Source organism: Anabaena sp. FACHB-83 (genome assembly GCF_014697485.1).
Taxonomy (GTDB): domain Bacteria; phylum Cyanobacteriota; class Cyanobacteriia; order Cyanobacteriales; family Nostocaceae; genus Nostoc_B.
In genome coordinates this window covers 1-24999 of the sequence record NZ_JACJRY010000001.1, presented here as the reverse complement: position 1 = coordinate 24999, position 24999 = coordinate 1, and the positions used below count along the sequence as shown (strand labels likewise).

General features: G+C 41.2%; 21 protein-coding genes. 3 read left to right on the top strand and 18 right to left on the bottom strand.

Going from position 1 to position 24999, the window contains the following annotated elements; translation table 11 throughout:
• Window positions 1–210: 210 nt before the first annotated feature.
• The 7 genes from H6G79_RS00105 to fdxB all read right to left on the bottom strand — a co-directional run bounded on the left by H6G79_RS00105 (window position 211) and on the right by fdxB (window position 6462).
• Window positions 211–822 (bottom strand): cupin, encoded by a 612-nt coding sequence (locus H6G79_RS00105; protein WP_190587827.1) that lies wholly within the window; start codon window positions 820–822, stop codon window positions 211–213.
• A gap of 5 nt (window positions 823–827) precedes the next feature.
• Window positions 828–995, bottom strand: a complete 168-nt coding sequence (locus H6G79_RS00100) for a hypothetical protein (protein ID WP_190587826.1) — start codon at window positions 993–995, stop codon at window positions 828–830.
• 243 nt (window positions 996–1238) lie between these two features.
• Complete coding sequence (locus tag H6G79_RS00095; RefSeq protein WP_190587825.1) at window positions 1239–1721, bottom strand: hypothetical protein; 483 nt, start codon at window positions 1719–1721, stop codon at window positions 1239–1241.
• A gap of 166 nt (window positions 1722–1887) precedes the next feature.
• Window positions 1888–2484, bottom strand: a complete 597-nt coding sequence (locus tag H6G79_RS00090) for a heme-copper oxidase subunit III (RefSeq protein WP_190587824.1) — start codon at window positions 2482–2484, stop codon at window positions 1888–1890.
• A gap of 240 nt (window positions 2485–2724) precedes the next feature.
• The gene (ctaD, locus tag H6G79_RS00085) at window positions 2725–4404 is read right to left on the bottom strand and encodes a cytochrome c oxidase subunit I (RefSeq protein WP_190588300.1); all 1680 of its coding nucleotides are present in this window, start codon (window positions 4402–4404) and stop codon (window positions 2725–2727) included.
• Window positions 4405–4547: 143 nt separating this feature from the next.
• Window positions 4548–5522, bottom strand: coding sequence for a cytochrome c oxidase subunit II (locus H6G79_RS00080; protein ID WP_190587823.1), 975 nt, complete (start codon window positions 5520–5522; stop codon window positions 4548–4550).
• Window positions 5523–6168: 646 nt separating this feature from the next.
• Window positions 6169–6462, bottom strand: a complete 294-nt coding sequence (fdxB, locus tag H6G79_RS00075) for a ferredoxin III, nif-specific (protein WP_190587822.1) — start codon at window positions 6460–6462, stop codon at window positions 6169–6171.
• Window positions 6463–6792: 330 nt separating this feature from the next.
• Between fdxB and H6G79_RS00070 the strand changes: the two genes are divergently transcribed.
• From H6G79_RS00070 to H6G79_RS00060, 3 genes are all read left to right on the top strand, one after another.
• Window positions 6793–7032 (top strand): hypothetical protein, encoded by a 240-nt coding sequence (locus H6G79_RS00070; protein ID WP_190587821.1) that lies wholly within the window; start codon window positions 6793–6795, stop codon window positions 7030–7032.
• A gap of 551 nt (window positions 7033–7583) precedes the next feature.
• Window positions 7584–9173 carry a helix-turn-helix domain-containing protein gene (locus H6G79_RS00065; RefSeq protein WP_190587820.1) on the top strand — a complete coding sequence of 530 codons (1590 nt, stop codon included), beginning with the start codon at window positions 7584–7586 and terminating at the stop codon, window positions 9171–9173.
• A 663-nt stretch (window positions 9174–9836) separates the two neighbouring features.
• Window positions 9837–10829, top strand: coding sequence for an NAD-dependent epimerase/dehydratase family protein (locus H6G79_RS00060; protein WP_190587819.1), 993 nt, complete (start codon window positions 9837–9839; stop codon window positions 10827–10829).
• A gap of 181 nt (window positions 10830–11010) precedes the next feature.
• On the opposite strand, the gene hypB is transcribed toward H6G79_RS00060, so the two are convergent.
• The 11 genes from hypB to H6G79_RS00005 all read right to left on the bottom strand — a co-directional run bounded on the left by hypB (window position 11011) and on the right by H6G79_RS00005 (window position 24604).
• A complete protein-coding gene (gene hypB, locus H6G79_RS00055; RefSeq protein ID WP_190587818.1) occupies window positions 11011–11853 on the bottom strand; it encodes a hydrogenase nickel incorporation protein HypB in 843 nt (280 codons plus the stop codon).
• A complete protein-coding gene (locus H6G79_RS00050; protein ID WP_190587817.1) occupies window positions 11844–12185 on the bottom strand; it encodes a hydrogenase maturation nickel metallochaperone HypA in 342 nt (113 codons plus the stop codon). Before H6G79_RS00050 ends, hypB begins: the two co-directional genes overlap by 10 nt.
• Before the next feature lie 49 nt (window positions 12186–12234).
• Entirely contained in the window at window positions 12235–13338 is a 1104-nt protein-coding gene (gene hypE / locus H6G79_RS00045) for a hydrogenase expression/formation protein HypE (RefSeq protein WP_190587816.1), read from the bottom strand.
• 139 nt (window positions 13339–13477) lie between these two features.
• Entirely contained in the window at window positions 13478–13693 is a 216-nt protein-coding gene (locus H6G79_RS00040) for a 4-oxalocrotonate tautomerase family protein (protein ID WP_015111665.1), read from the bottom strand.
• 65 nt (window positions 13694–13758) lie between these two features.
• Window positions 13759–14910 carry a hydrogenase formation protein HypD gene (hypD, locus tag H6G79_RS00035; protein ID WP_190587815.1) on the bottom strand — a complete coding sequence of 384 codons (1152 nt, stop codon included), beginning with the start codon at window positions 14908–14910 and terminating at the stop codon, window positions 13759–13761.
• A 44-nt stretch (window positions 14911–14954) separates the two neighbouring features.
• Window positions 14955–15200: a HypC/HybG/HupF family hydrogenase formation chaperone gene (locus H6G79_RS00030; protein ID WP_190587814.1), complete on the bottom strand. Its 246-nt coding sequence runs from the start codon at window positions 15198–15200 to the stop codon at window positions 14955–14957.
• Between the two features lie 56 nt (window positions 15201–15256).
• Complete coding sequence (hypF, locus tag H6G79_RS00025) at window positions 15257–17743, bottom strand: carbamoyltransferase HypF (protein ID WP_190587813.1); 2487 nt, start codon at window positions 17741–17743, stop codon at window positions 15257–15259.
• A gap of 38 nt (window positions 17744–17781) precedes the next feature.
• Window positions 17782–18975, bottom strand: a complete 1194-nt coding sequence (locus H6G79_RS00020; protein WP_190587812.1) for a hypothetical protein — start codon at window positions 18973–18975, stop codon at window positions 17782–17784.
• A 78-nt stretch (window positions 18976–19053) separates the two neighbouring features.
• Window positions 19054–20379 carry a sorbosone dehydrogenase family protein gene (locus tag H6G79_RS00015; RefSeq protein WP_190587811.1) on the bottom strand — a complete coding sequence of 442 codons (1326 nt, stop codon included), beginning with the start codon at window positions 20377–20379 and terminating at the stop codon, window positions 19054–19056.
• Window positions 20380–20785: 406 nt separating this feature from the next.
• Window positions 20786–23101: an NACHT domain-containing NTPase gene (locus tag H6G79_RS00010; protein ID WP_190587810.1), complete on the bottom strand. Its 2316-nt coding sequence runs from the start codon at window positions 23099–23101 to the stop codon at window positions 20786–20788.
• Window positions 23102–23353: 252 nt separating this feature from the next.
• Entirely contained in the window at window positions 23354–24604 is a 1251-nt protein-coding gene (locus tag H6G79_RS00005; protein ID WP_190587809.1) for a competence/damage-inducible protein A, read from the bottom strand.
• Window positions 24605–24999 lie beyond the last annotated feature (395 nt).

The following is a 24999-nucleotide window of genomic DNA, read 5'->3' as shown; positions in this document are numbered from 1 at the left end:
AATCCACTTTATGGTTTAGGACTTACGCAGAGAACCCTCTCAATTAGGGTGTAGGGGTGTAAGGGGGTAGGGGTATAAGGGAAAGATGTTTATGTTTGTGAGATTTTCTTGTGGTTAAAAATGCTGATTCACATAATCTTCCCCTACACCCTGCTTACTGAGCGCAGTCGAAGTACACCCTTTCTACCCTTACACCCCTACACCCCTCTACTAAAACTTCCGTGCTGTATGGGTGACTAAATCAAACTCAAATCTTTGTTTTGGATCAGTTTCCCCATAAATATTGAAAGTCACAGTTGGTTGATCACCGACTGCTTGCACGCTGTGAATTGCATCAGGAGTGAAACTCACAATATCTCCTGGAGATAAAGTTATTTCTCCTGTTTGTTCAATTTTAGCTGAAGTTGTTGAGTTATCTGTGCGTCGCCAAACAGTGTTTTTTTCTTGACCTTTTAACACTGCGACAACTCCCCAAGTGCCATGATTATGAATGTTTGAAGTTGTCCCTGGTGCAAAGGTTACTGTTTGGACAGTTAACGGAAAACCCAATTCATCGTATAAGAGAAGTACAGAAGTTCCTGTTTTGGGACAAGGCTCTAAATGTTGACTTCTCACCCAGTAGGAATTGGCAATTAAGCGCCTCACCAACATCCTAATTTGTGGTAGACGGCTAGATTCATCCTCAACACCATTGAGAACATCTTCCACCTCAGTCAAAAAACGATAGAGGCGATAATTTTCTCGCAATAAATCCCATGCTCTGACAGATTTACAAATTTGATACTGACCGTCTCCAGTAAGTAGCCAATCCCTACCTTGCATAACTTTTAGAATCTAAATTGAGAAGTGGAAGGCATGACAATTACTGGTGCTGCATACCAAGGAGAGTTAGTTTCAGGAAGACTTATAGGTGATAAAGGAACAGTATTAGGCAGTGGATTTTCGGGTAGGGTAAATGTGGAAAGAGGTCGAGCAAAATAGAAATTGTTCATCATGATTTGTAAATTTTGATCGTTGAGTGTTGGTTATTTGTCATTTATTCTTTGTCATTTGTTTTGATAGTTAACGCCGTGTGCGACTTTCTCTCAAACCTAACCCCCAAACCCTTCCCTAGCAGGGAAGGGGAGCAAGATTCAAAGCCTCTCTCCGTTTCGGGGAGAGGTTTGGAGAGGGGTTTCAAGAATAAGTCGCACATCGCGTTAGTTACTAATAACTAATGACAAGTGACAAGTGACTATTCAATCTTCTTCCTCGGCTGGACGTGTCAAAATATCCAGAAGGATACCAGCACCATAATCATGTTTGGGGTCAATTTCTTGCACCCTGATGCTGATTTCTTTGGCTTGTTCGATGTTTCCTAATTTAGCTAAAACCAAACCAGTAGCAGCATAAGCATTTAAGTACAATCTGATTTGGTTTTCTTCCCTCCGATTTATGAGTATGAGTTTTAGCTGTTCCCAATTTTCAGGAAAATTTTCTGCTTTTTTAATTTTATCTAATAATTTGATTGTTGTTTGCAAGGCGAGAGAATAATTATTTTTGTAGTAAAAATATCTATAAGCTGAAACTAAAATGTCTGTATTTTCTCCGGCTTCGGTGATGGCTTGTTGCATATATTTCTCGGATTCAGAATTATTATGCCAAGTATCAGCAGCTAGAATTAGTAATTTTTTGACATTTTCTGGTACTTGAAACCAAGAAAATCTGTTGGTATCGACCATAAAAATTCTGAAGTGTGAAGTATGAAGTATGAAATTTGTAGGGTGTGTTATCGCGTCAGCGTAACGCACCAATCAATTCGGTGCGTTACGGCAGAAAGAATAGTTTTCTTTACATTGAATCACTTTGTGCCGTAACACACCCTACTCATTACTAGCCCCTAGCCTCTTAAAACTGTGTGAGAATGTACAACAAAGAAAAGAGAACAATCCAAATGATGTCTACGAAGTGCCAGTAAATTTCTGCCATTTCGATGCCGGTGTGTTTGGTGGCGGAGTAATGACCGGGACGTTGCGATCGCTTCAATACTCCTAAAATCAATAACAGTCCCACAAATACGTGCAATCCGTGGAAGCCTGTCATTATGTAAAAGCAATTAGCAAAGATATTGGCTGTCATGCCATATCCCAAGGTTAGGTACTCATACACTTGACCTAACAAAAACATTGCGCCCATAACGGCGGTCACTTTGTACCACCATTGCATTCCGGCGACGTTATTCTTTTTAATCGCCATATCACCAAAGTGAATGACGAAGCTGCTAGACACCAGAATGATGGTGTTAATTGTCGGTACGAGTAATTCTACTTCTGTACCTTCTGGCGGCCAGACTTCTGTAGTGCCGCGAAAAAACAAGTATGTGGCAAAGAATCCGCCAAACATTAAAGATTCCGAGATGAGGAAGGTTAATAATCCCGGAACTCGCAAATCTGGATGATGTTCGGCCTCATGTCCGTGATGTTCGCTGGGTGTGGCGACTGTCATATTTTTACCATCTGAATTTTTCAGGGGGGAGTTTTTAATTACCCCACCCTAACCCTCCCCTTTCCAAGGGGAGGGAACTAGATTTTCCGATCTCCCCTTATAAAAGGGAGGAAACTAGATTTTCCGATTTCCCCTTATAAAAGGGAGGGAACTAGATTTTCCGATCTCCCCCCTTGGAAAGGGGGGATTAAGGGGGGTAATTAGACTGGTGTGAACGCAAAGTATCGCGGAGGTAGTTATTTACGCACTCACTTCAGGTGTTGCGGTGGGTTGTGCTTCGGGGCTATGGCCGTAGTCGTAGGGGCCGTGAGTGGCTACGGGTAAAACTTCCCAGTTTTCAATCAATGGAGGTGAACTGGTTGTCCATTCTAGGGTTAAAGCCCGCCAAGGATTATCACCTGCAACTTCGCCTCTACTCCAACTCCACAGTATGTTGATGGTAAAGGGGATGACTGATAAGCCTAAGATGAATGCGCCGATGGTACAAATTTCATTCAAGCTAGTGAATTGGGGGTCATACATGGCGACTCGTCGGGGCATACCTTGTAAACCTAATTCGTGCATCGGTAAGAAGGTAAGGTTTGTCCCGATGAAGGTGAGGGCAAAATGAACCCGTCCCAAAAATTCGTTTAGCTTGTGTCCGGTCATTTTGGGGAACCAGTGATATATACCTGCGTAAATCCCAAATACGGAACCACCAAATAAGACGTAGTGGAAGTGTCCGACTACATAGTAAGTATCGTGGACGTGAACATCAAAGGGGGCTGTTCCCATTGTTACGCCGCTTAAACCACCCATGACGAACATCGACAATAAGCCGATCGCAAATAGCATAGCACTGGTAAAGCGGATTTTTCCACCCCAGAGGGTCGCAACCCAAGCAAATATTTTTACGCCAGTGGGAACAGCAACGATGAGGGTAGAAATTGTGAAGAACATCCGCATCCAACCGGGTGTACCACTGGTAAACATGTGGTGTACCCAGACGAACAACCCGACGACGCAGATGGCGACGCTGGAATAAGCGATCGCTTTATATCCGAAAATTGGTTTACGGGCGTGAACGGGAATCACCTCGGACATGATGCCGAAAATTGGCAGAATCATCAGATATACTGCCGGGTGAGAATAGAACCAGAAAAGGTGTTGATAGATAACAACGTTACCGCCTGCATCTGGTTTAAAGAAGGATGTGCCGAAGTTGATGTCAAATAATAGCAACACTAAACCCGCAGCTAACACAGGTGTAGAGAGAAGTGCTAGTACGGAAGTGGCTAAGATTGCCCAGCAGAATAAGGGTAGTTGATCCCATTTCAAGCTGGGGACTTTCATCATTAAGATGGTGATGACAAAGTTCAACGAACCCAAAATTGAGGAAGTACCTACTAAGACAATTGCCAAAATCCATAAAGATTGGGCAACTGGCGCGGTAACTAAACTCAGTGGTGGGTAAGCTGTCCAACCTGATTGGGAACCACCAAACAGGAAACTCAGCAACAGTAATAATCCGGCTGGTGGGTTTAACCAAAAGGCGATCGCATTCAGTTTGGGGAATGCCATATCTCTAGCACCAACCATCAACGGTACTAGATAGTTGCCAAATCCCCCAATCGCACTGGGAACAATCCACAGGAAAATCATGATTGTCCCGTGGTTGGTCATGAAGGCGTTATATAAGTTGGGATCGAGGATATCCGCATCTGGGGTGGCGAGTTCGGCGCGAATGGCGATCGCCATCAATCCACCAATCAGGTAAAACAAAAACGCTGTGACTAGATACTGAATCCCGATCACCTTATGGTCAATGTTGAAGGTGAAGTAGTCGTACCATTTCCATTTTTTAGGATGTGCGGTATGGGTAACGGCTACTTGTGGATTTTTATCGGGCGGTGTATTCCGAGGTAATTCTGTTTGTGTCATAAGTTTGTCCTTTGTCATTGGTCATTTGTCATGAGTCATTTGTCATTGGTCATTCGTTCTTTACCGTTGACTCTTGAACAAAGAAGCCTAAAGTAATGAAGGATAAAAAAATTTCATACTTCATACTTCACACTTCATACTTTCTATTGACCTTTGACTATTGACTCTAGAGTTGCTGCACTCACGCCCAGGTGTTGGAGGTGAGGCGCAAGGAACTCGGAGGGTGATAAGTCGGCGGGATTAACGGCGATCGCTTTTTGCAAGTCTGGTTTTTGAGCGATTTGAGTTTCTTTCAACCAGCTATCGTATGCTTCTGGTGTGTGGACGATGACTTGCGATCGCATGGAACCGTGATAGCCACCACACAGTTCCGCACACACGACGGGATAAGTACCTGTTTTAGTGGCGGTGAAGCGCAATTGAGTGGGGATACCGGGAAGCGCATCTTGTTTCACCCGGAATTGCGGAACCCAAAAGGCGTGAATCACATCCTGGGCTGACAAATTCAACTGCACATCAGCACCTACAGGAATATGTAACTCACCCGTGGTAACGCCACCATTGGGATACTCGAAAATCCAAGCAAACTGCATTCCGGTAACGTTCACTACCAAATCCGCAGGTTTGCTTTCTCCCCGACTCGCACCAAGGCCAATGCTTGGGGCTGAAGTTGGTTCTGGGATATCATTGAGGGTAGCAGCTAGGGCAGTTCCAGAACTATGGGCAACATGAGCCGGAGAATGGGCGTGACTTCCTGGTTCCAAACCACCCATCTGATTAAAGACATCTACGCTATAGATGCCTAAGCCAATCACAATCACTGATGGGATAGCTGTCCAGAAAATTTCTAAAGGAACATTGCCCTCTATTGGTAAACCATCGGTTTCGTCACCACGACGGCGACGAAACTTTACTAAAAAAATCAGAATGGTGCTTTCTACAACCAGAAATAAAGCGATCGCAATGGTAAACATGATGTTGAAAAATCCATCTACCAAAGGCGCTTGTTGTGATGCTTGTTCTGGTAGTAGTGCGTGGTTGTGACCAACCCAAACACTAAACGCTGTAACTGCCATGCCAGCAACTAGCGTCCATAGTGAAACAGGAATTTGTTGCATAAAAGCTCCTGTAAGTATGAAGTTTGAAGTGTGTAGACGCGCAGCGAATTGCCGCAGGCTAGTATGAAATCTGAAGTAGGAAATTTATCTTTGTAAATTCATTTTTTGATACTTCAGTAACACACCTAACTTCACGATTGAAATCAGTACAAAAGCTTATAATCAAATTCTGTCGATATTTGATTTTTGACTTTTGAGTTCTACTTATTAATGTTGTATCTGACATAATGTAAAACTTGGGGGAATTTTCCAAATCTCTTCAGATCCTTCCCCCAAAAACTTAACAATATTTCTAATGAATTCGACAAGAGTGCCTTCTAGTTATACCAACAGTAATAGTTGTTGTCAGAGGGTACTATTAGTTCTCATATTGAACACTCAAAATAGCAGCAAGTATGATTTAGTTAATAAGTAACAATTTACAATTTACGCATTTGTTTACTACGAACTTTTTCACCAGTCCTAGTAATTAAATAGCACTTGAGACATGGTTTAGGAAATTTACAGATGCTCCACTTAACAAACCCAGGATTATAACCCTGTCATCTGTCACCTGTTACCTGTCACCTGCTATATAAATTCCCCTCAATTTACCTTGCTGAGTACCCCCTTACCAAAACAACAACTTTGCAGCTTCCGCCAATATTTAGTTGTTCAATTCAGCGTGGGTGTAGCAGTTCTTAGGACAAATCCGAGAGCAAGCTTCACAACCAATGCAGTTCTCTGGATGAGCAACTACCATGACTTTGCGCTCGATTTCATCATCTTCTTCATCTTCGACAAATTCACCTTCTTCATTGAGTGCTTTTAAATCCAGCACACTATACCCACACACTTTAATACATCTGCCACAGCCGATACATTTATCTTTGTCAATCTCCTGGGCAAATTTAGGTGTCCAGGGTTTACCTCCAAATGTCAATCCTGTTAGTGTTGCCATGAATAAACCTTTGGCGATTTCGCCTATCTAATCGTTTGTACTTAATTTCATACTAACTTAATCTAATTGTTTTGTTTTGTTGTGAAACGATTAATTTTTCTTTCATTAAAGTTTGATGACTTTTAATCTATTTTCAGGTTTATTTTGATTATTTAAATGAGACTTTATAGCAATAATTCATATCTTTTTTGATAATAATTTTAGTATTCAATGATTCGTGTACGCCAAAATCCCCGACTTCTTGAAGAAGTCGGGGATTTGAATTGCCGATATTTAGTTAAATCAATTACCTTAAAGTTAATTACTGCCTGAATTAATAATGCAATTCTTTTGCAGCTTTTAGCCGACATAAAAAAGACAGTAAATCACTATACAAAACTTATGTTCTTTCATTACATAAATATATTTGCAATTTGTATTAGCAACGTATTGTTATTTAGCAATAAAAATGCCCAAATCGATGGAGTAGCAGGTGGTTTGAGCATTTTAATTAAAAATGTGATTTTTGTAGCAGCAGTTAGCTTGATATTAAATATTAAAATTATTAATAAATGGGATTCTGCTAAATGATTGTGTGTATAAAAATTCAGCAAAAATCCTTGGGTTAAGGTTTTGCAGCCAAGCATTAAAGGTTAGTAATTAAAAAAATGTGAAAGCTTAAGAAAATTTCCTAAGCTCATGATGAACAAAATCATCTAAATATTTATGAAATTTATAGTTAATGAACAATAAAGATTCGGCTGGGCTGAAAAGCCTAATTGAGCCTCTACTTGGATACTAAGTCTGAATATGGATGTGGGCAATTATCGCAGCAAGAAAATTTACTTCTTGCTAGGTAATTAATGTGGTTGCGAGTGATAAAAATAGGACTTACGCAGTGAGACGAAAAATCAAGGATTGTGGGAAGGGTGTAAGGGTGTAGGGGAGCTACTGGCATGGGTGGGTTTCCCGACTTGAGCCAAGTGGCGTGTGTACTTATTCAAAACCCCTTAACCCTATACCCTTTCACCCCCACACCCAGTCTCCACTGACAATGTTGGTGCGTAAGTCCTGAAATAAACAGGACACATCCAGGGGAGACTTGAGCCAAACATCTCAACGATTAGGTGGGAAGAAGTTTTATGCCGTATACAATTCCTAACAACAGTTGCGTTGGATGTGATAACTGCCGTCCCCAATGTCCTACGGGTGCGATTCAGTTAGAAGACGATGAATATTGGATTGATCCTTGTCTGTGTAACAATTGTGAGGGCTATTATCCAGAACCGCAATGTGTAATAGCTTGTCCGACAAATTCGCCTATACCGTGGCAAGCGAAAAAGGGGAGATGTAAAGTTGAACCGCGAGATGCTACTAGCCCGGATTTATTTTCTAATGGGAAGAATAACCCTTTTGCTTCAGCGATCGCAATTTGGGAGGCGTGTAATGTATTGGCTCAACGCACATCCTTAAATTGGGAACAAGACGCAGAAGGATATTTATCTTACAGCCGACAAGTCAGCCAAGGCAAAGGCACAATTGCTTTTCACATTCAACATCCCTTCCAAGTTAGTGATCGTATCACTAATTTAGAAGCGATCGAAACAATGGATATTCGGGCGGCTTGTATCCATTTAATATTTGCCGCCTACGCCACAACCTTAGAACAACCTTGGGAGCAAGAATTTTCCCTAGATGAACGGCAAATAGAAAAATATTTAGGGCTAGAAAAGCGCAAAGACCTAAGTAAAACTGCCAAACTCACCTTAATGAAAAATCTTGTCCAACAAGCTTGCTCGCTGTTAATATCTATTGACTGGCCGCAACAAGGGCGCGTCAAAGGATTTTCAGTTACTCAATCTCGCTTGTGGCACTTAGTCCATATCCAACACCACTTCCAAGAAGATGACATAGGCTGTAAATACCTAGTTGGGCTAACCTTCAAAATTCGCGCCGGAATTTGGGCGCAGCATTTCCTCAACAAACAAGCCTGTAAAGAGCGCAGCGCCTTTTACCAATACGGTAGTTTGCCCAAAACCTTGCTCACCACCGTTATGAGTATTTGGCAACAACACGAAGGCGCAGTCCGACTCATGTTGTGGTTATTATTCAAAACCAAGATGGGTAGAGAACAACGCATCACTGTTCCTACCTTGTTACGCATTGCTTATGGTGAGGAAAAAGTTACTCTAGCTTCCCGACAGCGAGAAGAACGCAAACGATTATTGCGGACATTTGAAAGTGATTTAGAAGTGCTGAATCATTTGGGAGTTAAACCCATGTTTGACCCAGTAACTTACCCCTTAGAAATTCAACCATTGTGGGCGAAGTTAATGGGCATACCTGAAGATCCAGACGAAGCCTTAGAATTTTGGATTAATGACGGTGGTGGCGAAACCCGCCTAACAGATTCCGGCCCCCGTGGTAAGTGGAACCTGTTGATGAACGCGCGGATTTTGTCATTTGAACTCCCGCCAGAATGGGAACAGCAAATTTCTGACTCGGAAAAGAAGCAACGACGCACTATCAAAAACCGGAGACGAGTCAGACTTACAGGCGATTTAGTTGGCGAACAGATTTTAGAAGCCCGCAAAAATTTAAATCTCTCCCAACGGGAATTAGCCAAACTCACCGGCAAAAGCCAAAGCTGGATTCGAGATGTGGAAAATGGTCGCCTCAAAGCGAAAATCGAAGACCAAGCACTGTTACGCAAGGTGTTGAATCTCGCTTAACGCAGATATATATAAATAAACACAGGTGACAATGTGCATCTGTGTTTTTATGTTTGGTGTGGCTGCGAAAGATGAATTGTCTCACGCAAAGGCGCATACTTCGACTCCCTTCGACTGCGCTCAGAGCAAGTCGCTCAGTAAGCGGAGACGCGGAGAGTAAGAGTTTGAGCGCAACCCAACAAATTTAGTAGCGTAACTGAAAAATTGTGTTGAGCGATCGCTTAAAATTTAGACGTTCGTGATTTTCATCGTAGCAACAGAATGTCTCAGGCAAATTTTCAACGTGCCAATACTCTCAAAGGCGATTATTCACCAGTTTGACAAGATTTAAACTTTGTCTGCGATTCTTATGAGTATGGTAATGGTGATGCGGGGTGATAATCCAGAAAATAATGTAGCATGAGTGATGCCCTTCTACTTCGCTCAGGGCGCGGGGTTTAGCTCAGGGCGGGGGTTAGCTCATGGCGTGGGGTTGGTTGAGCGAAGTCGAAACCAACCACTTCGGTGCGATCGCATTTTCTATTTCAGCAAACACATCCATAAATTTTGCATACGCATTAAAAGCTTAGGCTTCGGTAATTTATACCAGTAAATCGTCAACACAGCAAAATACTGCGATGATAAAAACTTCAGCTTTGAAGTCAGGATGTAGGTACCCAAAATATGTCAGACAACCCAGAAATTTCATCGGCAAAAAGTTCTTACGTAAAGAATGTCTTGATTTTAGGTGCAACTGGCTACATTGGCGGGGCATTGTGCCGTAAATTTTCCCAAACAGAAGATTTCGCGGTATTCGCACTTGTGAGGCCAAGTAGTGATGTTAACGTTATCAAACCTTTCTGTAAAGAAATAATTCGCTCTCAAGAAGACAGCTTTTCTAGCAATGATGTTGCCCAAGCAATTCGCCAGCATAATATTACAACAGTGATTAATGTTGCTTGGCACATGCCTCCAGAGGCAACGAAAGAAGCTCAATTTGCTCAAGACCGCCTCTCATTAGAAGCCGCTTTACACGGTGCTAAGGCAGTTTCACCAGATATTCATGTAATTGCCACCAGTGGAAATTTCTCTTTGATTACTGCTGATGGTGGAAGAATCACCGAAACACCTCCGCCAAAAGATTATATAAGACCCGAATATTTAGTGTGTATTGAATTGCTAGTGGGCGTAAATGTTATGAAAGATGCGCTAGTAGAAAAATATATCAGCGATGGAGGTAACGCTTCCATTTTGTATCCGGCATCAGTTTATGGTTCAGCGCCAACTCGTGGCAGTTTCTGGGATTTTGCAATTCAGCAGTTCATTACAGGTAAACCACACCAAGGACATCAGCCATTTCCACCAGATTTTATGACGGCGTGGGTTCATGTGGATGATTTAGCAGACTGCTACATTGCTGCTGCACGAAAAGGTATGAGAGGAGGACATTATCTAGCAGCACCGGAAAATTTAAGCATTAGCCAAATGTCCAATTTATTTGCCCAAGCTGCTGGGGTAGAATTTGTTGCGCCAGTCTTTGACAACAAAGACAAAGTTATATTTGATGATTCTTATACAAGAGAAGTGCTTCAACTCCAATGGAAATATCAAGTAGCTGCTGAGGTGAAAAATTGGGTAGAGAGAATCAAAGAGTTAGGAACTTATTTTTTAGAGTAAATGTAGGGTAATTAATTTAGCGATCGCAATTATAGACTTTAGGTCGGTATTTATGATTTTTGCGATCGCATATCTCATTTCACTCAGATAACTCTTACTCTCCGCGCCTCTGGTTACTGAGCGACTTGCCCTGAGCGCAGTCGAAGGGAGTCGAAGTATGCGCCTCTGCGTGAAATAAAATTTATACTGGCATAGACAAACTCCCCACCTTTTCCGTCAACCACTTGTACCAATTATCTAAACCCTCACCAGTCATCGCCGACACCTGAAAAACCTGTATATGTGGGTTCACTTGTTTAGCATATTCAATGCAACGTTCCACATCAAACTGCACGTAAGGCAATAAATCAACTTTGGTAAGAATCATCATCTCACTGGCGCGGAATATGTGGGGATATTTTATCGGTTTATCTTCTCCCTCCGTGACAGATAGAATTACAACTTTTGCTTGTTCTCCCAAATCAAATAAAGCCGGACAAACCAAATTCCCCACATTCTCAATCATCACCACAGAATTTAGTGGCGGGTTGAGTTGTTGTAAACCTCTTTCTATCATCGACGCATCTAAATGACAGCCTGTACCTGTGTTGATTTGCACAACTTTACAGCCTGTTTCTTTAATTTTTTGAGCATCATTAGTTGTTTCTTGGTCGCCTTCAATTACACTAATCGGTAATTGCTGTTTTAAATCATTAATAGTGCGAGTTAATAATGTTGTTTTGCCTGCACCGGGAGAACTCATCAAATTTAAGGCGAGAATATTTCGACCCTTAAACCATCCCCGGTTTTGGGCTGCTAATAAATTATTTTTTGCTAAAATATCTTGTTCTAAAGATATAGTTGTGCCATGAATTTTAGCATGAATTTGTGGTGCTTCATCATGATGATGGGTATGGGTAATCACAGTGCCATCGGGTAAAGTGTGAGTGTGGGTATGATGGTCGTGATGGTGATTAACTTCACCTGTTTGGAGATTTGTAATTTTGCCTTCAGCATCATCAGAACAACCGCAAGTTACACACATATTTCCTCTATTTCTATTTCTTTAATTTTGAGTTCTTCACCAGTTATTAAATCAAGTTGCACGCTACCACATTGGCAAACACCAAAAGGCTTATCAAGAGCAATTTCTGTCCCGCATTGACGACATTTAGCTAATCCTGGTATTTCGATAATTTCTAATAGGGAATTTTCTAAAAGTGTGCCTTTTGAGCAAATATCAAAACAAAATTTAATCGCATCAGGCATAATGGCTGAAAGTTTGCCAATTTCTAAGACTACTTTCTGTACTTTCATACCTTTGGCGTGTTCGGTGACGATGGCTACTATATTTTGGGTTATTCCTAGTTCGTGCATAGTTTTTGTTTCACGCAGAGGCGCAGAGGCGCGGAGAGGAGTTTAATATCTAACAAATTCTTGGTAGTTGGTCGCCTACTAGCATATCTACAATTCGTTCAGCACCAAAGGTTGTTTTAAGGAAGACAACGCCAGGAGGTGAGGCGATAACTTCACCGACTATACAAGCATCTTTGCCTGCTGGATGCGTTTTCATGGCTGCTAAAACTTTGTCGGCGTAATCATGTTTTACTACTACGACTAATTTACCTTCGTTGGCTAAGTATAAGGGGTCTAAACCTAAAATTTCGCAAACTCCTTTGACTTCTTCTCTAATAGGAATTGATTTTTCATCCAGGCGAATGCCAACATTAGAGGTGAGGGCAAATTCATTTAATACTGTGGCTAAACCGCCGCGTGTTGCATCCCGCATGGCATGAATTTCGGGGCAAACGTTGAGGATGGTTGCAACTAAACTATGTAAGGGTTGGCAATCACTTTTAATATCTGTTTCTAAGGCTAATTCACCACGGGCAATTAAAATTGCTGTGCCATGATTTCCTAATTCGCCGTTAATAATAATGGCATCTCCTGGTTGAATATTGTGTGCTGAAATATTCACGCCTGTGGGAATGACACCAATACCAGCAGTGTTAATAAATAATTTATCAGCCGCGCCACGATGCACAACTTTTGTGTCACCTGTGACAATTTGTACGCCTGCATTTTTGGCGGCGGCTTGCATACTGGCTACTACACGCCGTAGAGTTTCTAGGGGTAAACCTTCTTCTAAAATGACGCTACAGGTCAGATATAAAGATTTTGCACCACTAACTGCTAAATCATTAACTGTGCCGTTAATTGCTAATTCTCCAATATCGCTACCAGGGAAAAATAATGGGTCTACAACATAAGAATCTGTAGTAAATGCGAGTCTATCTCCTTGTTGTAAAAGATTGGCTAAATTAAGGCTGGCTTGGTCTTCTAATTGGGAAAGAATGGGATTATCAAAACTCTGTATAAAGACATCATCAATTAAATCACGCATGGCTTTACCGCCACTACCATGTGATAAATTTATGTGACTATCTCGAATTTTTGCTTGGCGACGGCGGACTTGTTCAATTTTTTGAAACAGGGGATTTTGTAATTGATTTGATGATGATAAATCCATATAGAATTGATTAAAATAATTTATGATAGAAATTTATAGTAGGTGATAGGTGACAGGTTACAGGTAATAGAGATAAAAAGTTGTTTATTAAATAACTATTAATATCTACTAATTCCTGCCTCCTGCCTTCTAAATGGTGTTATCTGCCGGTTTCGTCATGTCTACCGCGATGTCTATCGCAGTGTAAGATACCGTTAACAGCCCAATTTTCACGTTCAAATTCATCAATGTGAATGGTTATCCATTCTGGTTTAGTATCTAAGGATGTGACTAGGGCGTTAGTAATAGCTTCGACTAGATGCCGTTTTTTTTCGATGGAATGACCACGGGCAATTTTGACTGTAACAAAAGGCATAAATTCCTACTCCAATCCTAAAATTTTTGTGTTGTAGAGTGCGGATTGCTCACTCTTATATTAGGTTATGAAGTTAGGGTTGCTGTTTGTTTTTCAGTTACTTTTTTTTGCGTGAAATTAGAGAAGCGTCCGTATTTGTAATAAGCTGCACAAGCACCTTCCGAGGAAACCATGCAAGTACCTATCGGTGTTTCTGGGGTGCAGGCTGTACCAAATACTTTACATTCCCACGGTTTTAAAACTCCTTTGAGAATTTCGCCACATTTACAAGCTTTATGGTCAGCAACTTTTTGATTAGGGATGGTAAATTTTACTTCAGCATCAAATTGGCTATATTCAGGACGAATTTTTAAGCCGGAATTTGGTAGTTCTCCTAAACCACGCCATTCAAAAGTTTCGCGTACAGCAAAAACTTGATTCATCGCTTTTAGTGCTATTTGATTTCCAGCTTTTTCGACAAGTCGGTTATATTGGTTTTCGACTTCGTAACGATTTTCTACTAGCTGTTTTAATAACATCCAAACTGATTGGAGAATGTCTAGGGGTTCAAAACCAGAAACAACTATTGGTTTATGATATTGTTGGGCGATAAATTGATAGGGGTCAGTACCAATTACCATACTGACATGACCAGGGCCAACAAATCCATCTAGTTGTAAATCTGGGTTATCTAGTAGTGCTTTGAGGGCGGGAATAACTAATACATGATTGCAAAACATACTAAAGTTATGTATGTTTTCTGCATCAGCTTGGAGGATGGTAAAAGCTGTGCTGGGGACTGTGGTTTCAAAGCCGAGGGCGAAGAAGACTACTTCTTTGTTGGGGTTATCTTTGGCGAGTTGTAAGCTATCTAAGGGCGAGTACACCATACGAATATCTGCGCCTTTGGCTTTGGCTTGCAGTAGGCTGTCTTTGGAACCGGGAACGCGCATGGTGTCGCCAAATGTTGCCAAGATGACGTTAGGATGTTGGGAAATAGCGATCGCATCATCTAATCTTCCCCTTGGCATGACACAGACTGGACAACCAGGCCCATGTATTAATTCAATATTGTCGGGCAGAATTTCTTCAATACCGTATTTAAAAATAGAGTGAGTATGTCCGCCACAGATTTCCATAATTTTGATATGTTTTTCTATTTGGCGGCTGATTTTTACTATCTCTTTTTGTAGGGCATGGGCTTTTTCGGGTTCCCGAAATTCGTCAACGTATTTCATAAAATATAGGGCTAATTTACTGTATAAACTCTGCGTTAAAATCTCTAACTCATAGCGGCGATTTCTGCTAATAATTTTAATGTCTCCGCAGCTTCTTCCTCATTAATTCGATTCATCGCAAAACCAACGTGAACTAATACCCAATCTCCTAAACAAGCTTCGGGCGTATGTTGTTCATCGACGATGCAAGCGATGTTAACTTGACGTTTGACACCAGCAACATTCACAATGGCTAATTTTTTCTGAGTGTCGGTAATTTCGACAATTTGTCCAGGAATTCCTAAGCACATTTGTATTTTCCTTTTATAGCGAACCGCAGAGGCGCGGAGGGCGCAGAGAAGAAGCGTTAATAATTTGTAATTAATTTTGCGGCTGTAATTATGGCTTGTCCTAACGATAAACCGCCATCGTTAGTAGGAACTAAGCTATGAGTTAGTACGTTAATATTAGAGGCTTGTAACTGTTGAGTGACTAACTGTAATAAGATAGTATTTTGAAATACTCCTCCTGTGAGAACTACTTGCTGAATTTGATATTCTTGACACAGAAGCTTAACCATTTTTACTGTAATATGAGCTAAACTCTGGTGAAATTTAGTAGCGATGACTGATTGGGGAATTTGTTGCTGCAAATCACTGAGTAAAGCAGACCACATAGGTGCTGAGTCCATACAATAGATATTATCGGAAAAGTTAAAATTAAAGGGATAAATTAGCTTTTCTTTATGATTGTTTAAGATGTTAACATCAACTAAAGATTCTAAGGCGATCGCAGCTTGTCCTTCATAGCTACATGCTTCAGTACAAATACCAATAGCGGCAGCTACCGCATCAAATAATCGCCCGACTGATGAGGCTGGAGGTGAGTTAATGTTTTTTTCTATAACCTGATCGATTAATTGTAATGGCTTTTTTTTCAGAAATTTTAATATTTCCAAATCAGCATATTGTTGTTGACATTGCTCCCAAAGATTTACTGAGATTAAGTGGGCATAGGTATTACGCCAGGGTTGGTAAATTGCTTGTTCACCACCTATCATTGCCACTGGTTTAAATGTTGCTAGTCGCTGAAATTGACGGTAGTCAGCCAGCAGAAATTCTCCGCCCCAAAGTGTGCCATTTTCGCCATAACCCAACCCATCAAAAGCAATACCCAAAACTGGTGATGTATTTAAATGAATGTTATTTTCTACCATACAAGCAGCGATGTGGGCGTGATGATGTTGAATTTGATGCAGAGGAATTTGATTAGCCGTGGCGAGTTCTTTACCGAGTTTACTAGAGAGATATTCGGGGTGTTTATCGATGGCGATCGCTTCTGGTTTATGCTCAAATAAATTCAAGTATAAATTCAGTGTTTCCTGATAAGCATTAAACGCCGCCGCATTTTCTAAATCACCTAAATGTTGCGATAAAATTGCCTCTCCATCACGCAATAAGCAAAAGGTATTCTTTAACTCACTACCCATTGCTAAAATTGGCGGTACTTGCTCAAATCCTGGTGGTAAATTAATCGGTGCTGGTGCGTATCCTCTAGCACGACGAACGATTTGGATTTTCTCTCCAACAACCCGCACGACTGAATCATCAATACGATTCACAATATCCCGATTATGTAAGAGAAAATAATCAGCAATCTTACCTAACTTTTCTAACGCCGCATCATTATCAATACACTGTGGTTCATCAGAAATATTGCCACTCGTTAACACAATGGGTCGATTCATCCGCCGCAAAATTAAATGATGCAAAGGCGTATAAGGTAACATGAATCCCAGAGTATTTTGCCCTGGTGCAACAGATTCTGCTATGAAGTGCTGAGTGCTTTTATGAGAGTGCTGAGTGCTGAGTGCTGAGTGCTGAGTATTTTTATTATTTATAAGACTTACACTAACATCCTCGGAAACTTTTCTTTCCTCTTCTTCTCCGCGTCCTCTGCGTCCTTGGCGGTTCGTTTCTTCTTTCCTCCGCAACAAAACAACAGGTGCAGCCGAACTAACTAATAACGCCTTCTCTTTCTCACCAACAATACAATATTCCTCAATTACCGCCAAATCTCGCGCCATCAAAGCAAAAGGCTTATCATAACGTTGCTTACGCTGACGTAATTTCTGCACAGCAACTTCATTTGTTGCATCACAAGCCAAATGAAACCCACCTAACCCCTTAATTGCAACAATTTCACCCTTTTGCAACAACGTACAAACAGCATCCACATCATCCATCATCGAAAACATCGAAGCAGTGACAGGTTTACCATCAGCACGTTCTAGCCAAGCAGAAGGGCCGCAACTATGGCAAGCTGTAGGTTGGGCGTGAAATCTGCGGTTTTCAACATCGTGGTATTCTGCTGCACATTCAGCGCACATCACAAACGCAGACATACTGGTATTACATCTGTCATAGGGAATAGCGCGAATAATACTCAGACGGGGGCCGCAATGAGTACAGTTAGTAAAAGGGTAACGGTAAAATCGACTAAAGGGGTCAAAGATTTCCTTTTGACATTGGTGACAAGTCGCCGCATCTGGTGTGATTTCGGTTTTGATTTTGTTGCTGATACTGGGCGAAATCACAAAATCATCATAGTTATACTCTTGTGTACATCGAGTTCTGATTAACTCTTGAATTTTTGCCAGTGGTGGACATTCTTGCTGTAACCTCACCACAAACTCAGCTATTGCTTCCTCACTTCCAGAGACACGAATTAATACACCTTCTCCATCATTACAAACATCGCCCCGCAACCCGCAAGCTTTAGCCAGACGGTAGACAGTCGGACGAAACCCCACCCCCTGAACAGTACCTCTAACTCTAATTTCTTCACTCACCATATTCTTCTCTTTGCGTCCTTGGCGGCTTGGCGGTTCGTTTAATTCTCCCCATCAAACCCCCACAATAAAACCCGATTATTTCCAGAATCAGCAATTACCGCCGTATTCCCGCAAATTTTCACCCCATAAGGCCAATTCAAACTATCACGCGACGGGAGTCCATAATTGCGGTTTTCGCTTTTACTTGTAAAGCTACTTTGTCCAATAATTGCCGAAGCGATCGCACCTTGCAATGATAATATAGATTCCGGCTGCTTCCATCCTAGCAACCGCGAATTTGCCGTATCCGCCACTAGCAACCATTCCCCAGTCGTCGCCACCCCATAAGGCATACTTAAACTACTCGCACTCGGCCAATACACCCCTTGATTCATCTCTACAAAATCAAAGCTATTTTGTCCTAACACTACCGCACAAGGCGCATTATTTTCTGTGGGGATACCTTGCCAAATCATCACACGATGATTACCCGCATCAGCGACAACTAAATTATCATGCCAAACTGCAATATCATGACACCAACGCATACTCGCCGCCGTTGCAGAAGCACCGCCATTCTCATTCCGAGAAATCATATCTGCTTGTCCCAGAACTATATCCGCAGGCTGACCATTTTCTGTGGGTAATTGCTGCCAAATTAACAACCTGCGATTACCAGTATCCGCCACAAATAGCTTACCTTGATGATAGAAAACACCATAAGGCCAGTGCATTGTATTGGCAGTTGCTTTTTGAGTGCCGCGATTAGGTTCATTATCAATAAAATTAGTCTGTCCTAATACCAAATCGGCTGGCACATTGCTATCTTCTGGGACATTTTGCCAAATCAAAACTCGATGATTCCAAGCATCAGCCACGGCTAAACCTTGCCCACAAACACAAATTCCGGTGGGGACGCTAACCGTGTTTCTTCCTGGCTTACCTTTAGCATTCTGCCCTTCATGATAAAAGTCTGGTTGTCCAATTACCCAGTCTGCCGGTTGATTATCTTCACTAGGTAAATTCCGCCATCCTAATAATCGATGATGTCCTGTATCTGACACCCACAATGACTTATTTTCTGATATTAAACAAGCCCCACGAGGGCCAAACATTGTGATTGGGCTAGGTGCTATTGGTATAGCTAATTGTTGCGGTTCAAGACTAGTACCTAAAATTACCTTTGCACCGTTTGGTGATAAAGGTAAATTAGATAAACTTGCTACAGCATTACTATTGTTAGGAATAGACATGAACCGCCACGAAACACTAATTGTTATTTAAAATTATCGGCGGATATCAGCTTGTATCGGCGGCTGCTATTTTTTAGTCTATTTTTGATTACCTACATATTGAATGCGATAAATCCGGTTATTAGCTTCTTCTGTGACTAACAAACTCCCATCTGGCAAAACTAATAAACCAACAGGCCTTCCCCAAGTAGTTGGGGTACTGGGATTTAACAAAAATCCCGTGAGAAAATCTTCGTAATTGCCTTGTGGTCGTCCTTGGGTATTAAAAGGTACAAATACAACTTTATAACCAGTCCCGCGATCGCGGTTCCAAGAACCCCTAAACGCCACAAAAGCGCCATTTTTATATTTTTCAGGAAAACTCTTACCATCGTAAAACTGCACACCCAAAGCCGCCGAATGAGCTTGAAATAACACATCAGGTGTACGAGTCCGGGCTGCTAAATCTGGGCGTTTACTTTTACCATTCGCAGTTTGACGGGGGTCAAGTTTATTTGGTGTTAAGTAAGTATAAGGCCAGCCATAAAATTCTCCCTGCTGAATGCGGGTGAAATAATCAGGAACCAAATCATCCCCAATACCATCCCGTTCATTTACCGTTGTGTAGAGTTCCTTCGTCACCGGATGAAAATCCAAACCTACAGGATTTCGCAAACCAAAGGCGAAAGTTTGCTTTTGGGAACCATCCAAATTCATCACCTGTACAGAAGCCCTCGGTAACTCTTCCTCATCCACATTAGAACGAGAACCAACCGAAACATACAACTTCTTACCATCTGGTGCAGCGATAACATTTCTTGTCCAATGTTGGTTATAACCACCGCCAGGAAGATCAGCAATTTTTGTCCCAGTCCCCGATAGTTGTTTTTGTCCTTTGCTGTAGGGAAACCGTAAAACCTCATCAGTGTTCCCCAAAAAGAAATAATTCCCCGCAAACGCCATCCCAAAAGGAATATTTAAGCCATTGTCTGCACTCGCAAATGTTTGACTCACATCAGCCACACCATCGCCATTACTATCTCTCAGCAAGCGAATGCGGTTTTCTCTCGTTTCTGTCACCAACACATCACCACTAGGAGTTAACGCCAACCATCGGGGTGCGTCCAAACCTTCCGCAAAGACATTCACCTGAAATCCTGGCGGTACGCGTAATACCGGATTTTGGGGAATAGATACTACCTCTGGGCGCTTCGAGGCGCTTTTGGTAGCGAAAGGTGGCGGTAACTTCTGCAAATTGATGCGAATTGGTTGTGGCGCAAGCGGTTCAGTGCGGATAATATTTTTTGATTGTGTATTTGCTGCTAATAAAGGCGCAGGCGTAGATTCAGAAACAGCACGAGTTTGGTTACAACCTGCTGTCATCAATAACAAAGCCAACCACCAACAACAACGAAGAAATTTCATAACCGTGAGAAGTTAGACGCAACTTTTGTAATTTAGAACTAAGACGGAATTTTTGTCGCCTATCTCAAGTTTGATTTATATACCAATACATTTCAGATAATACAATTTTTGATTTTAGATTTTGGATTGAGAAAGGATTGACTGGTAAGCTTTTGGGTAATCCATTTGTCGCAATCATTCTTCAATTTAGTATAAGAAAAATAAATTTTAACCAAACCAACAAATAATGATTCAACAAAAAACGAAAAAATGATTTTGGAGGGGGTTTGGGGGACGCAACCGTCCCCCAATCGGGGGCTTGGGGGAGAATCCCCCAAATCTTGTTCATTATCTGATAGGTAGAGCAGAAATTGAGAAATCAACTCTCATAAACTTAACTGAAGCATATTGTCTTATAGCCGCGATTTCAATCGTCAGACTTCCCCGGCAAAAACAAACTTGTCTCTAAATAATTCCGTAATTGTGGAGAAACATCAGTGGCAGTTTTCAAACAATCTAAAAGTAATTGATTAGCATCCCAATACTGTTGTATCTCCTCCAAATCTTGAGAATTAAATTGCCAATTATGCCCAACTTTGCGGTTAGTAATCATCCAATTACGTAAGCTTTCTGTCCAGTTTTTGCCATTGTCTTGCCACCAAATTTTCAAAACTTCTCCACCTTGACTGGGGGAAGGTAGCTGATTTTTAAGGTTTTGCAATGCTGTCAGCAATTCTGGTTGATTTGCCAACAAATGCTTGAGATCAAGGGATAAACTCAAAGCCGAAAATCTTGGTAAAAAAATATCTGGATTTATGCCTAAACTTACAGTCAATCCATGCGTTAAAGCCAAATCTAATGCTAAATCTGTGGCGAGATTACCTGCAAGCTGATTATCCAAAAGTATAGCGAGTTCTTGATTACAGGCTAAAGCTGATTCTGGAGGCAAGGCCAGAGTAAAGTAAAAAGCCCGCACACTTGCTACATGATAAGATGTTTTGACGGCGGCTGATTTTTGCATCAGCCAAATTAAAAAATGATGTATTTTAGAATTTTTTCGAGATAAATTATCAATCTTTTCCTTCATAGATTTTAATAATTCATCGGCAGGGTTTAACATTCCCGCACTTAGTAAAAAAACTTCCCGCCAATATTTTTTATTCAGGTGCTTCATCAATGCTGCTAGGGTTTGGGAATTGAGGTTAGTCACTATTTCTTTAGCAGTGAAATATTGTTGCAAGCTAAAATGCGAAAAGGCATAAATTCCTAGTGCCTTTTGCATCAATAATCCATGCTGGGCTTCAATTGCCTGTAATACAGATGCACTTTCTATTTCTAAAGCTGCGGCATCGTGAGTTGGATTAAAATTTTGCAGTAAATAATCTGTAATTAGTTGACACAGATGGGATTGTGGCTGAAAATAACTGCTTTGGGGAAAGGTAATTGCTGCTAAATGACTGAGTAGTTTAATTTTGTGCAACAATGAAAAATTAGGATAAATTTCATCTCTTTTAACGCCTTTAGCTTCATCCCAGCGCGTGAGTAGTAAATCCAAAATTTGTTTATAAATTTCAGCGCGGTTGTTGGGAAAATCTTCGTTAAACTGAAAGACCAAACAAATAAAGTTAAGTAAAAGCGGGGTGCTTGCTAAATCTAGAATTGGTAAATTTTCTTTTAATTCCAGCTTTTGCATAAAGCGACTGGCTAATTCTTTGGCTAAGGCTGGTGTTTGTTTGGCAATAGCAAGAAACCACTTTTCGGCAAAATTAGCTATTTGCGGTTGACTAAAATTGCCAATTTCGACTTCGGTAAAGCCATAAAATTTATAATTTTGTATGCCCAGTCTACAAGTAATAATTATTTTATTTTTACAAAATTTTTCGGTAATTTGCCGAATTTTGTTGATGATTTTATTGACATCTTTCTCAAGAACTTCGTCTAAGCCATCTAATAAAATTAAAGCCCGTCCATGTGTGAAAACTGTATTTAATTCTTGTTCACTAATGCCCAAATTGAGAAAAGATTCACACAGATAGTTAAATAAACTAATTTGACTAGATCCGCGAATATCTTCCGCAAAGTCTTTTAACCGCAAAAAAATGGGTAAATAATCAGGGTAAAGCAATCCCAGATTACAACTATTGGCGATCGCTTGCAAAAATGTGGTTTTGCCAATACCGGGTTTACCTAGCACCATCAGCTTGTCATATTTTTTGACGGCTGCTATTCCCGAAGTTCTAGTTTGCGGCCAGTCAACTACACCCAAGCAGTTATTTTCTTTGATCCATACCTGGGGAAATTTCTTAATTTCTAGCCATCTGCGACTGTTAATTTCTTCTAAAATTTCGACATCAACATAAATATCATGGAATTGTATTGTTTGGGCAACATCCAAGATTTGCACAGTACCACACTGCATTTGAATATTTTTGTGATACACAGACCGCAGTTTGTGTACAACTGTCTCAATATCTAATGATAGATTTGCAGGGCTGTCTAGCAAACCTGATTCGTCTGTGGTAAAAGATTGGGCAATTTCTGCGATATCTAGTTCCAGAGCAAAACAAATATCGTTAAATACATGACGGTCTATCCGTTGGCCAGTAAAAAACTTCCAAATGGCTTGGCGAGTCTCTAAGCCTACCTCAGCTGCTAAATATTCTTGTGTCCAGCCTTTGCGTTTAAAGGCTTGTTTTGCTTTTCTGATCCCTTCAGCCGATGCTTGGAGCGATCGCTTTGCCATAATCTACCACCACAATCTGTATCAGATTACTTATTCGTATACAACTTATACAAGTTATACGCTAAGTTAAACAAAAACCCCAACATCATTTCATACATCGGCTAGACATAATAGTAATCGAGTCAGCCAAATCTACATACCCAACTAGCTGAAGGCATTGTCCAGACAGCAAATTGCTTTTGAGCAATGCCCAAGCTTTTATTTAGTGCTGAAGAGCCACTGTATTGTAGAATTTCCCTACTCTCTAAATTTCTACCGCTTTAATAATTGCCGACGCAGTAAATCTAGTGCTGTACATGCACTTAAATGGCGAATAAAATTGCGATCGCGCATTGTTCCAAAACGCTGCTCAAAACTTTTCACTTCGTTATTTGGCCCAGCTAAACCGATATAAACTAAACCCACAGGCTTAATATCCGTTCCGCCACCAGGGCCAGCAATACCAGTAATACTCAATCCCCAGCTAGTTTCTAAGCGGCTTTTCACTCCCGTAGCCATTTGTGCCGCTACCACAGGACTCACAGCCCCAAATTTCTCTAAATCTTCTGGGTTCACCCCCAATAACCGCACCTTTGCTGAGTTGTCGTAAGAAATTACCCCACCCCAAAAATAATCAGAACTACCAGCAATTTCTGTGAACATCTGCCCCAGTCCACCACCAGTACAAGATTCGGCTACTGATACAGTTTCGCCTGCTGAACGCAACAACTCACCCACCACAGAAGCTAAAGTATCATCATCAGCACCATAACAATCTAAGCCGGCAATTTCTTGCAGTTGTTTTTCAATAGGTACAATCAATTCCTCGGCGGCGGTGGCTGATGCTGCTTTGGCAGAAATTCGCAATCTCACCTCTCCCTTTCCGGCGTAAGGTGCAACTGTCGGGTTGGGTAAGTTGAAATAAGAAGACACTTTTTCCGCTAAAGCTGATTCACCAATACCCCAAAATCTTAAACTCCGGCTATAAATAATTTCCTTACCCCAGCCTTGATTTTTCAAAAACGGTACTGCTGTTTCTTCCCACATTCTGTACATTTCACTAGGAACACCAGGAAAAGTAAAAATTGTAACTTCAGGACGAGGTTGCCAAATAATCCCTGGTGCGGTTCCTGTTGGGTTGGGTAAAACTTCAGCACCTTGGGGAATTAAAGCTTGCTTACGGTTAGTAGGAGTCATCACCCGACCCCGTTGAGCAAATTTCTGAGTAATATCTTCGATAATTTCTGGATCTTCTACTAAAGGTGCGCCAAAAAAATCTGCAATAGTTTCACAAGTTAAATCATCTGGTGTCGGGCCAAGACCACCAGTAAAAATTAAAATATTCGCTCTAGCAATAGCAATTTCAATAACTTGCTTTAATCTTTCGGGATTATCCCCGACCACTGTTTGATAATAATGAGGAATGCCGAGTTTCGCTAATTGTTGGGCGAGGAATTGAGAATTACTGTTGAGGATATCGCCTAATAGCAGTTCAGTACCAACACAAATAATTTCTGCACTCATAATAATTAAAGCAAAAGGTAAAAGAAACAGGCTTAATCTAAATAGAAGTCAGGAGTCAGAGGGGCGGATAAACTTTAAAATACCCAGCTAAGTCTTTCGCGCCTTAATGGTGGGTTTTTTCCGCCACTGATTTATTCTGGATTCTGACTTCTGAATTCTTTTTTAACAGATTTCGCGTAATTCCCCTTCCTCCGCGAAGCAGGGAGGGGATGTAAGCGCGTCAAAAACAAAACGCCCATCATACCAATTTTTACAGCAGGTGAAACAGGTATGGTGGGCAGTTGAGTCTTCATCTTGAAAACTGAATTTTGCTAATGGTACTATACCATGAGTCTCAATTACTGTAAGGGGGTGGTAATTAGTGGCATTGCGTAGAGCGACTTTTAGGTTATATC

Coding starts and splice junctions, on each gene's coding strand:
- H6G79_RS00105 (WP_190587827.1), bottom strand. CDS start 822: ATGCAAGGTAGGGATTGGCTACTTACTGGAGACGGTCAGTATCAAATT.
- H6G79_RS00100 (WP_190587826.1), bottom strand. CDS start 995: ATGATGAACAATTTCTATTTTGCTCGACCTCTTTCCACATTTACCCTA.
- H6G79_RS00095 (WP_190587825.1), bottom strand. CDS start 1,721: ATGGTCGATACCAACAGATTTTCTTGGTTTCAAGTACCAGAAAATGTC.
- H6G79_RS00090 (WP_190587824.1), bottom strand. CDS start 2,484: ATGACAGTCGCCACACCCAGCGAACATCACGGACATGAGGCCGAACAT.
- ctaD (WP_190588300.1), bottom strand. CDS start 4,404: ATGACACAAACAGAATTACCTCGGAATACACCGCCCGATAAAAATCCA.
- H6G79_RS00080 (WP_190587823.1), bottom strand. CDS start 5,522: ATGCAACAAATTCCTGTTTCACTATGGACGCTAGTTGCTGGCATGGCA.
- fdxB (WP_190587822.1), bottom strand. CDS start 6,462: ATGGCAACACTAACAGGATTGACATTTGGAGGTAAACCCTGGACACCT.
- H6G79_RS00065 (WP_190587820.1), top strand. CDS start 7,584: ATGCCGTATACAATTCCTAACAACAGTTGCGTTGGATGTGATAACTGC.
- H6G79_RS00060 (WP_190587819.1), top strand. CDS start 9,837: ATGTCAGACAACCCAGAAATTTCATCGGCAAAAAGTTCTTACGTAAAG.
- hypB (WP_190587818.1), bottom strand. CDS start 11,853: ATGTGTGTAACTTGCGGTTGTTCTGATGATGCTGAAGGCAAAATTACA.
- H6G79_RS00050 (WP_190587817.1), bottom strand. CDS start 12,185: ATGCACGAACTAGGAATAACCCAAAATATAGTAGCCATCGTCACCGAA.
- hypE (WP_190587816.1), bottom strand. CDS start 13,338: ATGGATTTATCATCATCAAATCAATTACAAAATCCCCTGTTTCAAAAA.
- H6G79_RS00040 (WP_015111665.1), bottom strand. CDS start 13,693: ATGCCTTTTGTTACAGTCAAAATTGCCCGTGGTCATTCCATCGAAAAA.
- hypD (WP_190587815.1), bottom strand. CDS start 14,910: ATGAAATACGTTGACGAATTTCGGGAACCCGAAAAAGCCCATGCCCTA.
- H6G79_RS00030 (WP_190587814.1), bottom strand. CDS start 15,200: ATGTGCTTAGGAATTCCTGGACAAATTGTCGAAATTACCGACACTCAG.
- hypF (WP_190587813.1), bottom strand. CDS start 17,743: ATGGTGAGTGAAGAAATTAGAGTTAGAGGTACTGTTCAGGGGGTGGGG.
- H6G79_RS00020 (WP_190587812.1), bottom strand. CDS start 18,975: ATGTCTATTCCTAACAATAGTAATGCTGTAGCAAGTTTATCTAATTTA.
- H6G79_RS00015 (WP_190587811.1), bottom strand. CDS start 20,379: ATGAAATTTCTTCGTTGTTGTTGGTGGTTGGCTTTGTTATTGATGACA.
- H6G79_RS00010 (WP_190587810.1), bottom strand. CDS start 23,101: ATGGCAAAGCGATCGCTCCAAGCATCGGCTGAAGGGATCAGAAAAGCA.
- H6G79_RS00005 (WP_190587809.1), bottom strand. CDS start 24,604: ATGAGTGCAGAAATTATTTGTGTTGGTACTGAACTGCTATTAGGCGAT.